Annotated in this window: 14 protein-coding genes; 4 read left to right on the top strand and 10 right to left on the bottom strand. The window is 60.3% G+C overall.

Annotation, left to right across the window (positions count from 1 at the left end; translation table 11 throughout):
- Positions 1-446: 446 nt before the first annotated feature.
- Positions 447-1,169, top strand: a complete 723-nt coding sequence (locus ABLV12_RS23780; RefSeq protein ID WP_004100417.1) for an ATP-binding cassette domain-containing protein — start codon at positions 447-449, stop codon at positions 1,167-1,169.
- Here ABLV12_RS23780 and bioD read toward each other — a convergent pair.
- From bioD to bioB, 4 genes are read right to left on the bottom strand one after another with little or no spacing between them, the layout of a single operon-like run.
- Positions 1,111-1,833, bottom strand: a complete 723-nt coding sequence (gene bioD / locus ABLV12_RS23775; RefSeq protein ID WP_004100415.1) for a dethiobiotin synthase — start codon at positions 1,831-1,833, stop codon at positions 1,111-1,113. The genes ABLV12_RS23780 and bioD overlap by 59 nt on opposite strands.
- Entirely contained in the window at positions 1,826-2,581 is a 756-nt protein-coding gene (bioC, locus tag ABLV12_RS23770; protein ID WP_348867398.1) for a malonyl-ACP O-methyltransferase BioC, read from the bottom strand. Before bioC ends, bioD begins: the two co-directional genes overlap by 8 nt.
- Positions 2,565-3,722 (bottom strand): 8-amino-7-oxononanoate synthase, encoded by a 1,158-nt coding sequence (bioF, locus tag ABLV12_RS23765; protein WP_348867397.1) that lies wholly within the window; start codon positions 3,720-3,722, stop codon positions 2,565-2,567. The genes bioC and bioF overlap by 17 nt, the downstream gene beginning before the upstream one ends.
- On the bottom strand, positions 3,719-4,759 hold the full coding sequence (gene bioB / locus ABLV12_RS23760; RefSeq protein ID WP_004111537.1) for a biotin synthase BioB: 1,041 nt from the start codon (positions 4,757-4,759) through the stop codon (positions 3,719-3,721). Before bioB ends, bioF begins: the two co-directional genes overlap by 4 nt.
- Before the next feature lie 207 nt (positions 4,760-4,966).
- Here bioB and bioA point away from each other — a divergent pair, with 207 nt between their 5' ends.
- Together bioA and ABLV12_RS23750 are read left to right on the top strand one after the other, a co-directional pair.
- On the top strand, positions 4,967-6,256 hold the full coding sequence (gene bioA / locus ABLV12_RS23755; RefSeq protein WP_201506111.1) for an adenosylmethionine--8-amino-7-oxononanoate transaminase: 1,290 nt from the start codon (positions 4,967-4,969) through the stop codon (positions 6,254-6,256).
- Positions 6,257-6,325: 69 nt separating this feature from the next.
- Positions 6,326-6,802: a kinase inhibitor gene (locus ABLV12_RS23750; RefSeq protein WP_016808907.1), complete on the top strand. Its 477-nt coding sequence runs from the start codon at positions 6,326-6,328 to the stop codon at positions 6,800-6,802.
- A gap of 99 nt (positions 6,803-6,901) precedes the next feature.
- Here ABLV12_RS23750 and ABLV12_RS23745 read toward each other — a convergent pair whose 3' ends face one another.
- The 6 genes from ABLV12_RS23745 to hutI all read right to left on the bottom strand — a co-directional run bounded on the left by ABLV12_RS23745 (position 6,902) and on the right by hutI (position 14,752).
- Positions 6,902-8,284, bottom strand: a complete 1,383-nt coding sequence (locus ABLV12_RS23745) for an amino acid permease (RefSeq protein ID WP_004100403.1) — start codon at positions 8,282-8,284, stop codon at positions 6,902-6,904.
- A gap of 100 nt (positions 8,285-8,384) precedes the next feature.
- Positions 8,385-9,920 carry a histidine ammonia-lyase gene (gene hutH / locus ABLV12_RS23740; protein ID WP_024273935.1) on the bottom strand — a complete coding sequence of 512 codons (1,536 nt, stop codon included), beginning with the start codon at positions 9,918-9,920 and terminating at the stop codon, positions 8,385-8,387.
- The gene (hutU, locus tag ABLV12_RS23735) at positions 9,917-11,605 is read right to left on the bottom strand and encodes a urocanate hydratase (RefSeq protein ID WP_064397518.1); all 1,689 of its coding nucleotides are present in this window, start codon (positions 11,603-11,605) and stop codon (positions 9,917-9,919) included. Before hutU ends, hutH begins: the two co-directional genes overlap by 4 nt.
- Positions 11,606-11,747: 142 nt before the next feature.
- Positions 11,748-12,473 carry a histidine utilization repressor gene (locus ABLV12_RS23730; protein ID WP_064397516.1) on the bottom strand — a complete coding sequence of 242 codons (726 nt, stop codon included), beginning with the start codon at positions 12,471-12,473 and terminating at the stop codon, positions 11,748-11,750.
- A 54-nt stretch (positions 12,474-12,527) separates the two neighbouring features.
- Positions 12,528-13,484 carry a formimidoylglutamase gene (gene hutG, locus ABLV12_RS23725; RefSeq protein WP_016808910.1) on the bottom strand — a complete coding sequence of 319 codons (957 nt, stop codon included), beginning with the start codon at positions 13,482-13,484 and terminating at the stop codon, positions 12,528-12,530.
- A complete protein-coding gene (gene hutI / locus ABLV12_RS23720; protein ID WP_348867400.1) occupies positions 13,481-14,752 on the bottom strand; it encodes an imidazolonepropionase in 1,272 nt (423 codons plus the stop codon). The genes hutG and hutI overlap by 4 nt, the downstream gene beginning before the upstream one ends.
- 177 nt (positions 14,753-14,929) lie before the next feature.
- Here hutI and ABLV12_RS23715 point away from each other — a divergent pair, with 177 nt between their 5' ends.
- Entirely contained in the window at positions 14,930-16,213 is a 1,284-nt protein-coding gene (locus ABLV12_RS23715) for a putative acyl-CoA thioester hydrolase (protein ID WP_348867396.1), read from the top strand.
- Positions 16,214-16,365: the final 152 nt, after the last annotated feature.

Genomic DNA, 16,365 nt, shown 5'->3' with positions numbered 1-16,365 from the left:
TTACAGGCATTGCTTTTATTTAAGCATTTGAAATATAATGAAATTTAATAAAAGACGGGTTTCGCGTCAATTCGCCCGCAGGCCGCGTAGTCTCTAGCTTACCGCAAGTTTTCTAACTCTAATACACAAGGTTATCCACAGGAATAGTGGATAACTGTCTGCAGCCCCTGACCCAAGCCACCCGAACAAAACCGAGCGGACCGGCAAAACCCGCTGCGAAAAAAATTTATTGAATTTTTTTTGCTGTTTATCGGCAAAGATTAGCTGGATTTTTTATTATTTTTTGCACCACATTCCAGCGCGCGGGCACCGGGAAAGTGCAAGCGCCGTCCGCTTTCTGACGCCGCCGCCTGCATTCAACGGCAAAAACCGAGAGTTCTTTTTCCTGGCAAGAGATTTGCAGCATCTTCTCGTCGCCTGATATCTCAGGAAAGGAGAAAACGTCTATGTTGAGTCTACGTGCCGTGAATCACTATTACGGAAGCCAGCACACGCTGTGGAATGTTGACCTTGAACTCTGGCCGGGGAAATGCACCTGCGTGATGGGGCGTCAGGGCATGGGTAAAACCACGCTGGTTAACTGTATTACCGGGCATCTGCCGGTCGCCAGCGGCAGTATGACCTGGCAGGACGCGGGGGCGGCTCCTTATGACCTGATGCCGCTCTCCGCCCAGTCGCGCAGCGCTATCGGCATAGGCTACGTCCCGCAGGATAAACGTATTTTTTCGCAGCTAAGCGTTGAGGAAAATCTGCATATAGCCCTTGCTGCGGGCGGCGAATCCGCATCGGGCATGGCCGGAGAGATTTATGAGCTCTTTCCGGAGCTTTACGCGCTGCGCCAAAGTAAAGGGATTACCCTGACCGCCGACGACCAGTACCAGCTGGCGCTGGCGAGGGCGTTGATAACCCGCCCGCGCCTGCTGATCCTCGACGAACCCTCACGCGGCGGCGGCCCGCGCTTTTTACACAAGCTCGGGGATTTACTGGTACGGTTGAACCGCGATATTGGCCTGACGGTGCTGATCGCCGAACAACACCTGCCGTTTATCCGTCGGGTGGCGGATCGTTTCTGTCTCCTGCACTGTGGACGCAGCGTGGCCCAGGGCGACGTTATGCAGTTGGATGCGCCGCTGCTGGCAAAATGGATGACGCCGGATCCAGCGCGCTGAGATCGAGATACTGGCCGAGATCCTCGCGCTGCTGCGCATTCGCCAGCCACGGAATTTCTCCAAGCAGCGGCGCGGGCAGTACGCGCTCTAGCGTTGCCAGATATTCAGAGTGACGCTTGCCCGGCGGCTGGATATCGTTGGCGATCCATCCCGCCAGCGGCAGTCCGGCCTGCTGCACCGCCTGAGCGGTCAGCATCGCGTGATTGATGCACCCCAGCTTGACCCCGACGACGAGAATCACCGGTAGCCGCTCCGCCTGTACCCAATCGGCAAAGGTCAGCGTTTCTGACAGCGGCGTAAACCAGCCCCCCGCCCCTTCCACCAGTACCCAATCAGACCGTTCCTCCAGTTCGCGCAGACCCGCAGAGATCGCGGCGGCGTCAATCGGCCTCCCTTCATCGGCGCTAATGATATGCGGCGAGGTCGGCTCGGCAAAGGTAAAGGGATTAACCTGTTCGTAGCGCAGCACCGCGCGGCTATTGCGCTGCAGGGCCAACGCATCTTCATTGCGCAATCCCTGCGCCGTATGGTCGCTGCCGGAGGCCACCGGTTTATAGCCCGCGCTATGAAATCCCGCGCGGTTAGCCGCCTGCAGCAGCGCGCAGCTGGCGACGGTTTTCCCCACTTCGGTGTCGGTACCGGTAACGAAAAAACGTTTAATCACGTTCGATGACTCCTGTAAAAAGTTGGTACGTCAGCGGACTTTGTCCCTGCTGCTGCGGCCAGGCGAGCTGAAGCTGCCGCAGCTTACCGCGGCTGAGCGGCGCAGGGCTGCGTCCGTGGTGCAGATGGGTAGCGCCGATGCCTTTCAGCGAGCGCATCGCGCTGAGCGCATCGGTAAACGGCAGCGTAATGGCATGGACGCGGCCGGTCGCGCGGCGACCGGCCAGCACATCACGCACCGCCTGCTCGCTGAGAAAACGGTTGGCGTGCGGCTGCTCATCGATAGCGCGCCAGGCCTGGTTCAGCTCCGGCAAAGAGCCCGCCAGTAGGGTGCTGAACGCCACGCGTCCGCCGGGCCGCACCACCCGGGAAAGTTCGTCAAGGGCGGTGACGAGGTTGTCGCACCACTGCACCGCCAGGTTGCTCCACGCCAGGTCGACGCAGCCGTCCGCCAGCGGCAGCGCTTCGATATCGCCTTCGACGTAGCGATGCGCGCAGCCGCCGCGGCGGGCTTCAGCCAGCATGTCGACGGAAAGGTCCAGCGCCGTCACCCGACTCCCCGCATCAAGCCAGAAGCGGCTCATGCTACCGGGACCGCAGCCCGCGTCCAGCACCTCGGGGAAGGTTTTAATATCGAGCTGCGCCAGCAGCAGAGAGGCGCTACGCCGCTGTAATTCGTCATGCCGGGCGTACTGTCCCGCCGCGCGGCCAAACGCCGCAGCTACCGCACGTTTATTCACCACCGTCATGCAGTACCTCCAGCAGCCGGGCAATATCGGCGGAATCGTGCGCAGCGGTCAACGTCAGGCGCAGGCGGGCGCTACCGACGGGAACCGTCGGCGGGCGGATTGCCGTCGCCCAGCAGCCGCGCTCGCGTAGACAGGCTGCCAGCCGCAGCGCGCGAGCGTTATCGCCGACGATCAGCGGCTGAATCGCGCTGTCAGAATGGGTCAGTTCGCCGGAATAATGGGTCATTTTGCGGCGAAAATCTGCAATATGGCCAGCCAGCTTTTCCCGCCGCTGCCGGCCATCGTCGCTACGTATCACCCCCAGCGCGGCGCTGAGCGCCACTGCCTGCGCCGGGGGCATGGCGGTGCTGTAAATGAGATGGCGGGCAAACTGCAGCAGATAATCCGCCAGCGCTTCGCTGCAGAGGACCGCCGCCCCGCTGACGCCAAACGCTTTACCGAAGGTGACGATCAGCAAATCCGGATGAACCTGCTGGCTATAACAGCTGCCTCGCCCCTCTTCGCCGAGCGCGCCGATACCGTGCGCGTCGTCAACCAGCAGAAGCGCCCCGGCCGCCCGCGACGCTTGCTGAACCTCCGCCAGCGGCGCGCTATCGCCGTCCATGCTAAAAATGCCTTCAGTCACCACCAGCTGCTGACCGGATAGCGGTTTCGCCAGCAGTTCCCGCAGATGTCGGGAGTCATTGTGCTGAAAACGCCGCAGCTGCGCCGGGCTAAGGCTGGCGGCTTCCAGCAACGAGGCGTGGCTGAGACGATCGGCGACAATCCGATCCTCTTTGCCCGCGAGAGCGGCAATCACCGCCTGATTCGCGGCAAAGCCGGAAATAAACAGCAGCGCGCGCGGATAGCCCAGCCAGTCGGCCAGCTGGTCTTCCAGCACGTGGTGCGCCTCGCTGTAGCCGCTGACGTGGCCGGAACCGCCGCTGCCGACGCCGTAGCGCTCCGCGCCCTGCTGCCAGGCCTTGACGATCGTTGGATGCTGACTGAGGCCCAGATAATCGTTGCTGGAAAAATTGAGCCAACGCTGCCCTTCACGAATAAGCCAGCGTCCTGCGCCCTGGGTCACCGGCAGGCGACGGCGCAACGCATCCGCCGCCTGCCGCTCCGCCAGCGCTTGTTCGATACGGTGCTGCCAGCTCATAGCGCCGCCGCGTTGTAATATTCCTCGGTATCCGGGTTCATCAACGCCTGCTCCAGGCGCTGCTGTTGGGCGTTATCGCCTTCCAGCACCGCGGTCTGCTGCGGGTTGATCCCCAGCTTGCGGAACAGCTGCAGGTCTTTATCCTCTTCCGGGTTTGGCGTGGTCAGCAGCTTGCAGCCGTAGAAAATCGAGTTCGCCCCGGCCATAAAGCACATCGCCTGGGTCTGTTCGTTCATCTGTTCGCGACCGGCGGAAAGGCGCACGTGCGAGGTCGGCATCATGATGCGCGCAATGGCGATAGTACGAATAAAATCAAAGGCATCAACGTCGTCATTATCCGCCAGCGGCGTGCCTTTGACCTTTACCAGCATATTGATCGGCACGCTTTCCGGCGGCGTCGGCAGATTGGCCAGCTGCAGCAGCAGCCCGGCACGGTCTTTGACCGTTTCCCCGAGCCCGACAATACCGCCGGAGCACACTTTAATTCCGGCATCGCGCACTTTGTCGAGGGTATCGAGGCGCTCCTGATAAGTGCGGGTGGTAATAATATTGCCGTAGAACTCCGGCGAGGTATCGAGGTTGTGGTTGTAGTAATCCAGGCCGGCGCCGGCCAGACGCTGCGCCTGGCTCTCGTTCAGCGTGCCAAGCGTCATACATGCCTCCAGCCCCAGCGCTTTCACCCCTTTCACCATCTGCTCAAGATACGGCATATCGCGATCGTTCGGGTTCTTCCACGCCGCGCCCATACAGAAGCGGGTTGAACCGGCTTGTTTCGCCTGCCGCGCCGACTCCAGCACCTGCTCAACCTCCATCAGGCGTTCGGATTCAAGGCCGGTTTTATAGCGCGCGCTTTGCGGGCAGTATTTGCAGTCTTCCGGGCAGGCGCCGGTCTTAATCGACAGCAGCGTGCTGACCTGAACCTGGCGCGGGTCGAAGTGTTGACGGTGGACCTGCTGCGCTTCAAACAGCAGATCCAGAAATGGTTTATTAAATAACTCAGTGACTTGCGACATTGTCCAACGTGGGTGGTGAGCCATTAGCCTCTCCAAAAGTCGTACACGTTCTATTTCACACAGCCTCTTTGTTGGCTGCACTCGCGCACCCCAGTGACATAGTGAACTTTGCTCATGGGGTTTTCTCGTTTGCCGCCTCGATGCTGCGCGAAATATTTTGTGTACGATTCATTGTAAGTTCAGTGTAGACTTGTAAACCTAAATGTTTTCAAAATGGTTTACAAGTCGATTATGACAACGGACGATCTCGCTTTCGATCGGCGCCACATCTGGCACCCTTACACTTCAATGACTTCACCGCTGCCGGTCTATCCGGTAGTGGCCGCCCACGGCTGCGAGCTGACCCTCGCCGGCGGCGAGCAGCTGGTTGACGGCATGTCGTCCTGGTGGGCGGCGATTCATGGCTACAATCACCCGCGCCTGAATGCGGCGATGAAAGCGCAGATCGACCAGATGTCGCACGTCATGTTTGGTGGGATAACCCACCCTTCGGCGGTGGCCCTGTGCCGCCAGCTGGTGGCGATGACCCCGGAAAGCCTTGAGTGCGTGTTCCTCGCCGATTCCGGCTCCGTTGCCGTCGAAGTGGCGATGAAAATAGCGCTACAGTACTGGCAGGCGAAGGGCGACCCGCGCCAGCGCTTTCTTACCTTCCGCAACGGCTATCACGGCGATACCTTCGGCGCCATGTCGGTCTGCGATCCGACGAACTCAATGCACAGCCTGTGGCAAGGTTATTTGCCGGATAACCTCTTCGCCCCGGCGCCGCAGAGCCGCTTCGACGGCGACTGGGATGAGCGGGATATGGCGCCGTTCGCCCGACTGATGGCCGCCCATCGTCATGAAATCGCCGCGGTGATCCTCGAGCCGATTGTTCAGGGCGCGGGCGGAATGCGGATGTACCATCCCGAGTGGCTCCGGCGGATCCGCAAAATGTGCGATCGCGAAGGTATCCTGCTGATCGCCGATGAGATTGCCACCGGGTTCGGCCGCACCGGTAAGCTGTTTGCCTGCGAGCACGCGGGGATTACGGCGGATATTCTGTGCCTTGGCAAAGCGCTGACCGGCGGCACCATGACGCTCTCCGCCACCCTCACCACGCGTCAGGTGGCGGAAACCATCAGCGACGGTGAAGCGGGCTGCTTTATGCACGGACCGACCTTTATGGGCAATCCGCTGGCCTGCGCGGTGGCGACCGAGAGTCTGCGTCTGCTGGAAAGCGGCGAGTGGCAGCAGCAGGTGGCGGGGATCGAAGTGCAGCTCAACGCCGAGCTGGCCCCGGCGCGCGAATCTGAACAGGTTGCCGACGTGCGGGTCTTAGGGGCGATTGGCGTGGTTGAGACGCATCGACCGGTTAATATGGCCGCCCTGCAGCGCTTCTTCGTCGAACAAGGCGTGTGGATACGCCCGTTCGGTCGCCTGATCTATCTGATGCCGCCGTACATCATTGCGCGGGAGCAGCTAAGCCGCCTGACGCGGGCGGTTAACATCGCCGTTCAGGATGAAACATTTTTTAGCGAATAAGAGACGGTAAAGGCGCGGCGCACGCGCTACACTTCTTTGCTAATCAGTGAATTAATGCGAGGAGAGACGATGAAATTAATCAGTCATGATTTGCAGGACGGCGAGAAGCTGCCTAATCGTCATGTCTTCAACGGCATGGGCTACGATGGCGATAATATTTCACCGCACCTGGCGTGGGATGAGGTGCCGGCCGGCACTAAAAGCTTTGTGGTGACCTGTTTCGATCCCGATGCGCCGACCGGTTCCGGCTGGTGGCACTGGCTGGTGGCCAACCTTCCCGCCGATACCCGCGTGTTACCGCAGGGAGCCGGTTCCGGCCAGGCCGAACTGCCCGAAGAGGCTATTCAGACTCGTACCGATTTCGGTCAGACCGGATACGGCGGTGCAGCGCCGCCGAAGGGCGAGACCCATCGTTATATCTTTACCGTTCACGCGCTGGACGTCGAAAAAATTGCGGTCGATGAGGGCGCAAGCGGCGCGATGGTCGGCTTTAATGTCCATTTCCACAGCCTCGGCAGCGCGTCGATTACCGCCCTGTTTAGCTAATCCCCGGATGGCGGCGTAAACGCCTTATCCGGGCTACAGGTGAGTGCGATTGGGTAGCCCGGGTAAGGCGTCAGCCGCAACCCGGGTAAACCAAAACAATCACGACTCCGTCACTGCCTGCACGGCGTTTTTGCGCACCCGCGCAAACCACACCGCCGTCAGCAGGCCGAGCCACACCAGACCGGCGATCAGCGCAATCCGCGTCTCTTCCACCATCCCCAGCACCGCAATAACCAGTCCCATAAACAGTAGTGTCAGCAGCGGCGCAACCGGCCAGAACGGCACCGGAAACGCGATAGCGCTACGCTCCTCAGCGGACAGACCGCGACGCATCGCAAAGTGGGCCAGCAGGATCATTAACCAGACCCATACCGTCGCGAAGGCCGCCAGCGAGGCAATCAGCACAAACACCTGCTCCGGCATCAGATAATTCAGCACCACCGCCGCCAGCAGCGCCACGCCCATGACCACCACCGTCATCCACGGCACCCCGTTGCTGGCGATGCGCTGGAAGCTCTTCGGCGCCAGCCCCTCTTTCGCCATACCGTACATCATGCGCCCCGCGCCAAAAATATCGCTGTTAATCGCCGAAATGCTGGCGCTGATGACGATGATATTCAGAATGGTGGCCGCTGCCGGAATGCCCAGGCCATCGAAGATCAGTACGAAAGGACTACCTCGCTCGCCGAAGCTGTTCCACGGGAAAATCGCCATCAGAATCGCCAGGGTGCAGACATAAAACAGCACGATACGCAGCGGAATCGTATTGATCGCCTGCGGGATCACCTTGTGCGGATTCTTCGCTTCCGCAGCGGTGACGCCGATGATCTCAACGCCGCCAAAGGCAAACATGACGATTCCGAGCGAAGCCACGATCCCCTCCCAGCCGTTAGGGGCAAAGCCGCCGTGACTCCATAGGTTATCCAGCCCGGTTGCCGGGAAGGCGTTACCGAATCCGAAGAAAATAATGCTGCCGCCCGCCACAATCATGGCAATAATCGCCACCACTTTGATTAGCGACAGCCAGAACTCCATCTCGCCGAAAACGCGCACGCTGCACAGGTTCATGGCGCCGATAAAAAAGATAATGCTCAGCACCCAGATCCAGCGCGGAACATCGGGATACCACAGTCCCATGTAGATGCCGAAAGCGGTCACGTCCGCGAGGGCGACGATCACCATCTCAAAGGTGTAGGTCCAGCCGGTAATAAACCCCGCCAGCGGGCCAAGATACTGTCGCGCGTAGCTGCTGAAGGAGCCGGAAACCGGGTTGCGTACCGCCATTTCCCCCAGCGCCCGCATCACGATAAACACCGCCGCGCCGCCAATCAGATAGGCCAGCAGTACCGCCGGGCCTGCGGCCTTGATCGCTGATGCCGAGCCGTAGAACAGCCCGGTGCCGATGGCGGAACCGAGCGCGATAAAACGAATGTGACGGGCATTCAGCCCGCGCAGCAGGTGTGGCTTGTTTTGTTGTTGCATATGCAAGTGTCCTGATAGTTTTTATACGACGACAAATATGCGTGTAGGGTGGCCGGAAGGAAGATATCCTCCCGGCGCAGGTACAGAGAACAGCGATGGTTTAGCGTTGGTCTGAGAGCACGGCAGGCAGCAGCCGCGTAAGATGACGTGCGGCCAGAAGCGCAATGGCGTTTTCGATATCCGGAGCGAAGAAGCGGTCTTCGGTGTAGTGGGTCACCCGCTCGCGCAGCAGGTGGCGCGCCTCTTCCAGCAGCGGACTGCTGGTCAGGCCTTCACGCATATCCAGACCCTGCGCGGCAGCCAGCCACTCTACGGCCAGCACGCCGCGGGTATTTTCCGCCATCGCCCACAGGCGGCGACCGGCGGCTGGCGCCATTGAGACGTGGTCTTCCTGGTTAGCGGAGGTCGGCAGGCTGTCCACGCTGTGCGGATGCGACAGCGCTTTGTTTTCGCTGGCCAGCGCCGCCGCCGTCACCTGGGCGATCATAAAGCCGGAGTTGACGCCGCCGTTTTTCACCAGGAAAGGCGGCAGCTGCGACATATGGCTATCCATCATCAGGGCGATTCGGCGCTCGGACAGCGAGCCAATTTCGGCAATCGCCAGCGCGATATTATCCGCCGCCATCGCCACCGGTTCGGCGTGGAAGTTGCCGCCGGAGATCACGTCGTTCTCGCTGGCAAATACCAGCGGGTTATCGGAGACCGCGTTCGCTTCAACCAGCAGCACTTCCGCCGCCTGGCGAAGCTGGGTCAGGCAGGCTCCCATCACCTGCGGCTGACAGCGCAGAGAATACGGGTCCTGCACCTTGGTGCAATTATGGTGGGATTGGGAAATTGCGCTGTCATCGGTCAATAGGTGGCGATAGAGCGCCGCGGCGTCAATCTGTCCCCGCTGGCCGCGCGCTTCATGAATACGCGGATCAAATGGACGACGCGATCCAAGCGCCGCCTCGGTGGTTAACGCCCCGCAGACCACTGCGGAAGCAAACAGGTCTTCGGCTTCGAACAGCCCGCGCAGGGCAAACGCCGTCGATGCCTGCGTGCCGTTGAGCAGCGCCAGCCCCTCTTTTGCCGCCAGAGTAATCGGCTCAAGCCCCGCCTGACGCAGCGCTTCCGTCGCCGGTAGCCACTCCCCGCCGCGCACCCGCGCTTTCCCCTCGCCAAGCAGGGTTAAGGACATATGCGCCAGCGGCGCGAGATCGCCGGACGCGCCGACCGATCCCTTCGCCGGGATCCACGGCGTTACCCCGGCGTTGACCAGGCCGATCAGCGCCTGAATCACGCTCAGGCGAATGCCGGAAAAGCCGCGCGACAGGCTATTAATTTTCAGCACCATAATCAGACGCGCGAGATCGTCATCCAGCGGTTCGCCGATCCCCGCCGCATGCGACAATACCAGTGAGCGCTGGAGATTTTCCAGGTCTTCGGTGGAGATACGGGTTTGCGCCAGCAGGCCAAAACCGGTGTTGATACCGTAGGCGGTGCGGCCTTCCGCCAGAATCGCGTTGACGCAGGCAACGCTGTCATCAATCGCCGCGAACGCGCTTTCGTCTAGCGTAATGTTTAGCGGCTGGCTGTAGACGTCGCGCAGCTGCGACAGGCTGAGTTGGCCCGGAATCAGTGTTAAAGCGTTCATTTAGCGTGCCCCTGCGTTGCTGCTACCATCGGAAGATTCAAACCTTGTTCTGTCGCGCACTCAATGGCGATGTCGTAACCCGCATCGGCATGACGCATGACGCCGGTCGCCGGGTCGTTGTGCAGAACGCGGGCGATACGCGCCGCCGCTTCATCGGTACCGTCGCAGACGATAACCATGCCGGAGTGCTGCGAAAAGCCCATCCCGACCCCACCGCCGTGATGCAGCGACACCCAGGTCGCGCCGCTGGCGGTATTCAGTAAAGCGTTGAGCAGCGGCCAGTCGGAAACGGCGTCGGAACCATCGCGCATCGCTTCCGTTTCGCGGTTCGGGCTGGCGACGGAGCCGGAGTCAAGATGGTCGCGGCCGATGACGATCGGCGCGGAGACTTCGCCGCTGCGCACCATTTCGTTAAACGCCAGCCCCAGCTTCTGCCGCCACTCCAGTCCTACCCAGCAGATACGCGCCGGTAGTCCCTGGAAGCTGATACGCTCGCGGGCCATATCCAGCCAGTGATGCAGGTGCTTATCGTCTTTAACGATCTCTTTCACTTTCGCGTCGGTTTTATAGATGTCCTGCGGGTCGCCGGACAGGGCAACCCAGCGGAACGGACCGATGCCGCGGCAGAACAGCGGGCGGATATAGGCGGGAACGAAGCCCGGGAAAGCAAACGCGTCGTCAACGCCCATTTCCTGAGCCATCTGGCGAATGTTATTGCCGTAGTCAAACGTCGGCACGCCCATTTCGTGGAATGCCAGCATCGCCTGCACGTGGTCGGCCATTGAGCGTTTTGCCGCCAGGATAGTGCCCTGCGGGTCAGTCTCGGCTTTAGCCTGATACTCTTCCCAGCTCCAGCCTTTCGGCAGATAGCCGTGCAGCGGATCGTGGGCGCTGGTCTGATCGGTCACCATATCCGGACGCACGCCGCGCTTCACCATTTCCGGCACGATTTCCGCCGCGTTGCCGCATAGCGCGATAGAGATCGCCCGGCCTTCGGCGGTATATTTTTTAATGCGCGCCAGCGCGTCATCCAGCGACGTCGCCTGTTCATCAACGTAGCGGGTACGCAGGCGGAAATCGATGCGGCTCTGCTGGCATTCGATATTCAGCGAGCAGGCACCCGCTAAGGTCGCGGCCAGCGGCTGCGCGCCGCCCATGCCGCCCAGACCAGCTGTCAGTACCCAGCGGCCCTTCAGGCTACCCTGATAGTGCTGGCGACCGGCCTCAACAAAGGTCTCATAGGTGCCCTGCACGATGCCCTGGCTGCCGATATAGATCCAGCTGCCGGCGGTCATCTGGCCGTACATCGCCAGCCCTTTGGCATCCAGCTCGTTAAAGTGTTCCCAGGTTGCCCAGTGCGGCACCAGGTTGGAGTTAGCGATCAGCACCCGCGGCGAGTTTTCATGGGTTTTGAAGACGCCCACCGGCTTGCCGGACTGCACCAGCAATGTTTCGTCGCTTTCGAGGTTTTTCAACGCCTTCACGATGGCGTCGTAGCATTCCCAGTTGCGCGCCGCGCGTCCAATACCACCGTACACCACCAGCTCATGCGGGTTTTCGGCGACATCCGGGTCGAGGTTATTCATGAGCATACGCAGCGGGGCTTCGGTCAGCCAGCTCTTCGCATTTAACGTCGTGCCACGCGGTGCACGTACGTCCTGCTGGCGGTATTTGCTTTGCGACATCGGGGGTTCTCCTGACAATTAACGTTGTGTACGTAAATACATATACTTGTCTATACAAGCATGCGCAAGACAGGATTTAACAGAAATGATACATTTTTGTTATATTGCGTCAGCAATCACGTTTTGCCGACGCGCAGAGCGTTCAGGAGCCAAAATGGCCCTGGAGACGGTAGCGGCTGCCGGGGAAAAGCAGGCGCGCGTGGGAGACAATATGGGTGGTGGACCAGGTACGGCGGCGGATCAGCAGACACGGGTCGTGGGCATGAATATGCAGCAGCGCGCACTCCTCCGCCGTAGCCTGCACCGCCTCAACAATGTGCTCTCCCTCGGTTAAGGGGGCGATCAGCGACAGATAGTCGTGGGGAGTGGTGACGGTGTAGTCCTGATGCAGATAGTCCGGCACCACGGTGGCATTAACGCAGCGGTCCTCAATCTGTACCGGGATCTCATTTTCAAAATGCACCATCAGCGAATGGAAAATGCGCGTTCCGGCGGCTACGTTCAGCGCTGCGGCCTGAATCAGGTCAGCCTGAGTCTCCTCCAGCAGCAGCACCTCGCAGCGGTGCTGATGATGGCGAGAGGCGATTTCTTCAGCGATGCTGCGCACTTCAAACAGCGCCGACTGCCCTTTTGGCTCCGCAACAAACGTTCCCACTCCCTGTAATCGCACCAGCAGGCCTTCATCGGTCAGCTCGCGCAGCGCCCGGTTAATGGTCATGCGGCTAAAGCCAAACTGCGCCACCAGCTCCGCCTCCGAGGGGATGCGATCGTGCGGCCGCCAGACGCCGCTGTGGATCTTTTCGCTAATAGCCTGTTTCACCTTTTCATAGAATGGCGCAGGCGCGGAACGAGGTTGCGATGAGAACATGGCCGGGCTTCCTTGTGCTAATGGGCAGCGAAACGTCCAGAATATACTGAATCGCTATTGCCACCAATGGGCGATTTGCCACGCCAGACGCGCTGCCGCGCGGGCTCCCTGGCTATCAATATCGTACTGCGGGTTAAACTCGACCAGATCAACCGCCTGGAGCTTACCGCTGCGGCACAGCGGCTCGACGATGCGCAGCAACGTCGCCAGAGGAACGCCGAGCGCGGCCGGCGCGGACACTGCGGGCATTTCACGCGCGGGCAGCACGTCGAGATCGATAGTCAGATACAGGCGATCGTAGCGGGCAATAAGATGCTCGATTTGCGGGATAACCCGCGCTTCAAAGGCGGAGAGCACCGCTAAATCGTCAATGATCGTCACCTCGCGGCGGGCAGCTTCGTCCAGCAGCGCCCGGGTATTAGCGGCGTAACTCACGCCGATACAGGTGTAGTGAAAAGCGCGCCGCTGCGCTTCGCAGGCCAGCGCCAGCTGACGAAACGGCGTACCCGAGCTGGCCCGGTCGGCAATACGTAAGTCCAGATGCGCATCAAGGTTAATAATGCCAACCTCATCTGTGGGAAACGCGTCCAGCACGCCGGCGCCGTGGCCGAAAGCCGTCTCGTGACCGCCGCCCAGCACCAGCGTACGCTTGCCCGCGCGTTGGCAGGCCGTAACCGCTTCGCGCAGCGCCTGCTGCGCCGCTTCCAGCGCGTCGCCCTCTACGCTGACGCTCCCCATATCCACGCAGCGGTCGTGGCCGTCGTGGCTGGCCATATTCGCCAGCGCCCGGCGCAGGATTTCCGGGCCTTTAGCAGCGCCGGTTCGTCCTTTATTACGCCGAACCCCTTCGTCGCAGGCGAATCCCAGCAGAGCAATGTCACCGGGCTGCGCCTGCGGTTCAAAACGTTCGACGCGGGCGATAGTCTGAAACAGACGCAGCGCGTTGGCCGCCTCCGCGCTATCGTCGCGTCCCTGCCAAATCTCGGCGGGCGTCGGTTGCCATAGCTTCATACGATCTCTCCTCGCACCACGCGCTGCCAGAGCGGACTGCGCCCCGGCTCATAAACTATCTCAACCGGATGCGCCGCATCCCAGATAGCAAAATCGGCAACGAAGCCCGCCGCCAGCTGACCGTGGCTCGCCTGACGGCCCAGCGCCTGCGCCGCATGACGGGTTACGCCTGCCCACGCCTCCTCCGGCGTCAGGCCAAATTTCACGCAGGCCATATTCATCGCCAGATGCAGGCTGGCAAAGGGGCTGGTACCGGGGTTGTAGTCCGTCGCCACCGCCATCGGAACCTGATGTTCGCGCAGCAGTTCAACCGGCGGCCTGCGGGTTTCGTTAAGGAAATAGAACGCGCCGGGCAGAAGCACCGCCACGGTGCCGCTGCGGCTCATCGCCGCCACGCCCTCTGGGGTCAGGTATTCGATATGGTCGGCGGACAGGCCTTTATAGCGGCTCACTAATTCGGCGCCGCCCAGCGAAGAGAGCTGCTCAACGTGACCTTTTACCGGGATACCTAATGCCTGGGCCGTACTGTAAACCCGTTCAGTCTGCGCGGGGGTAAAGCCGACGTTTTCGCAGAAGGCATCGACGCTTTCGAATAACCCCTCTTCCCACAGCGCCGGGAGAATAGTCTGGCACACCAGATCGATATAGCCGTCCGGGTCGCCTTGATACTCCGGCGGCGTGGCGTGGGCGGAAAGCAGCGTTGGCGAAATCTCCACGGCATGCGTCCCGGCAAGCTGTTGTATCACGCGCAGCATTTTGCGCTCGTTTTCAAGGTCCAGCCCGTAGCCGGATTTAATCTCCAGGGTGGTGACGCCTTCGCGCAGCAGGCGAGCCAGCCGCTGTCGGGCCAGCGCCAGCAGCTCCGCTTCGCTGCTTTCCCGGGTGGCGCGCACGGTCGCGTTAATGCCGCCGCCGTTTGCGCTAATGGTCTGGTAGGAAACGCCGTTGAGGCGCTGCTCCCACTCCTGCGCCCGGCTGCCGTCAAAAACCAGATGCGTATGGCAATCGATCAGCCCCGGCGTAAGCAGCCTGCCGCCGAGGTCGATACTTCGGCCGGCTGGCGCATCGCCTTCGGGCACAATGGCCTCAATACGGCCATCGCGCACCAGCAGCACGTGGTCCTCAAGCAAGCCATAAGGCCGGGCGTATCGAGGGTCGAGGGTAGCAAGGCGGACGTTTCGCCAGATTACGCGTTCGAAAAGAGTCTGTGTCATTGCGGTCAACTTGTCATGGGTTGTATAGACATTTATTTTGATTCCACGAGAAATGTCAACTCAGACCGGGGCAAATGTTATTTATTTGTGATCAAAAGCGGCCCGTTTCCGGCGCTGAATATGTAAAGGAAGCAACTTTTTTGCGCTACATCTTCCCGTTTCGCTTAAGTTGGTATAAAACAGCAGGCTTTAAAGGACTTATCCCCTTAATTTATTCTTGCCCGGAGCAACATGAACACATATTCCGTTTCCCGCCTGGCGCTGGCGCTGGCCTTTGGCGTGACGTTGTCCGCCTGTAGTTCGACGCCTGCCGATCAACAGCCCTCAACGCAGACTGCGCCGGGCACGGCCTCTCGTCCTGTTTTAACCGCCGATGAAGCAAAAAACTTTTTACCGGCGAGCTATTTCCAGTCTTTGGATCCTAACGCTGCGGCGTGGAGCCCATCCGCCATCAGCCTGCCGGCGCAGCCGGATTTTGTCGTGGGTCCTGCGGGCGCCCAGGGCGTAACGCATACCACCATTCAGGCCGCGGTGGATGCGGCGATTATCCGCCACTCCAACCGTCGTCAGTTTATCGCCATTATGCCGGGCGAATATGCGGGCACCGTATACGTTCCGGCGGCGCCTGGCGCGCTGACCCTGTACGGCACCGGCGAGAAGCCGATTGACGTCAAAATCAGCACAGCGCTTGATTCAGAAATGGATCCGGTCTCCTGGCGTCACCAGGTCAATCCGGGCGGTAAATATATGCCGGGTAAACCGGCCTGGTATATGTACGACAGCTGCCAGAGCCGACGTGCCGCCACCGTTGGCGTTATGTGTTCCGCGGTATTCTGGTCGCAGAACAACGGCCTGCAGCTGCAGAATCTGACCATCGCCAACAACCTTGGCGACAGCGTTGACGCGGGGACGCATCAGGCGGTGGCGCTGCGTAACGATGGCGATCGGGTACAGATTAACAATGTTAATATCCTTGGCCGCCAGAATACCTTTTTCGTGACCAACAGCGGCGTGCAAAATCGCCTGCAGGATAACCGCCAGACCCGTACGCTGGTCAGCAACAGCTATATAGAAGGCGATGTAGACATCGTTTCCGGTCGCGGAGCGGTCGTGTTTGAGAATACCGACTTCCGCATAGTCAACTCGCGCACCCAGAAAGAGGCTTACGTTTTCGCCCCTGCCACCCTGAAAAGCGTGACCTACGGCTTCCTGGCGATCAACAGCCGCTTTACGGCGTCCGGCGATAACGTCGCGCAGCTGGGCCGCTCGTTAGACGTTGACGGCAATACCAATGGCCAGGTCGTTATTCGCGACAGCGTCATTAACGAAGGTTTTAACATTGCCAAACCGTGGGCTGATGCGGTCGGTTCCAATCGTCCTTTCAGCGGCAATACCGGAACGGCGGATGCCAAAGGCAACCCGCAGCGTAATCTGAACGACGCTAACTTCAATCGCATGTGGGAATACAATAACCGCGGCGTGGGGAGCTTCGTCGTCGCTGAACCGAAACAATAACGCCTGACTTGAAGGGGGAGCGCCTCCCCCTTTCTCCTCCTCTTTCCTGCGGCCCCCTTTCCGTTGCAAATCATTACCTGGCGTCATGACGCTCTTTCATCAGAGCAGGCGACAATCCTGTACAAGTTTTTCACATTTTTATTACACTATAA

The organism is Klebsiella sp. CN_Kp100 (assembly GCF_040065315.1).
Classification (GTDB): Bacteria; Pseudomonadota; Gammaproteobacteria; order Enterobacterales; family Enterobacteriaceae; genus Klebsiella; species Klebsiella oxytoca.
This window is presented reverse-complemented; position numbering and strand designations above follow the sequence as displayed.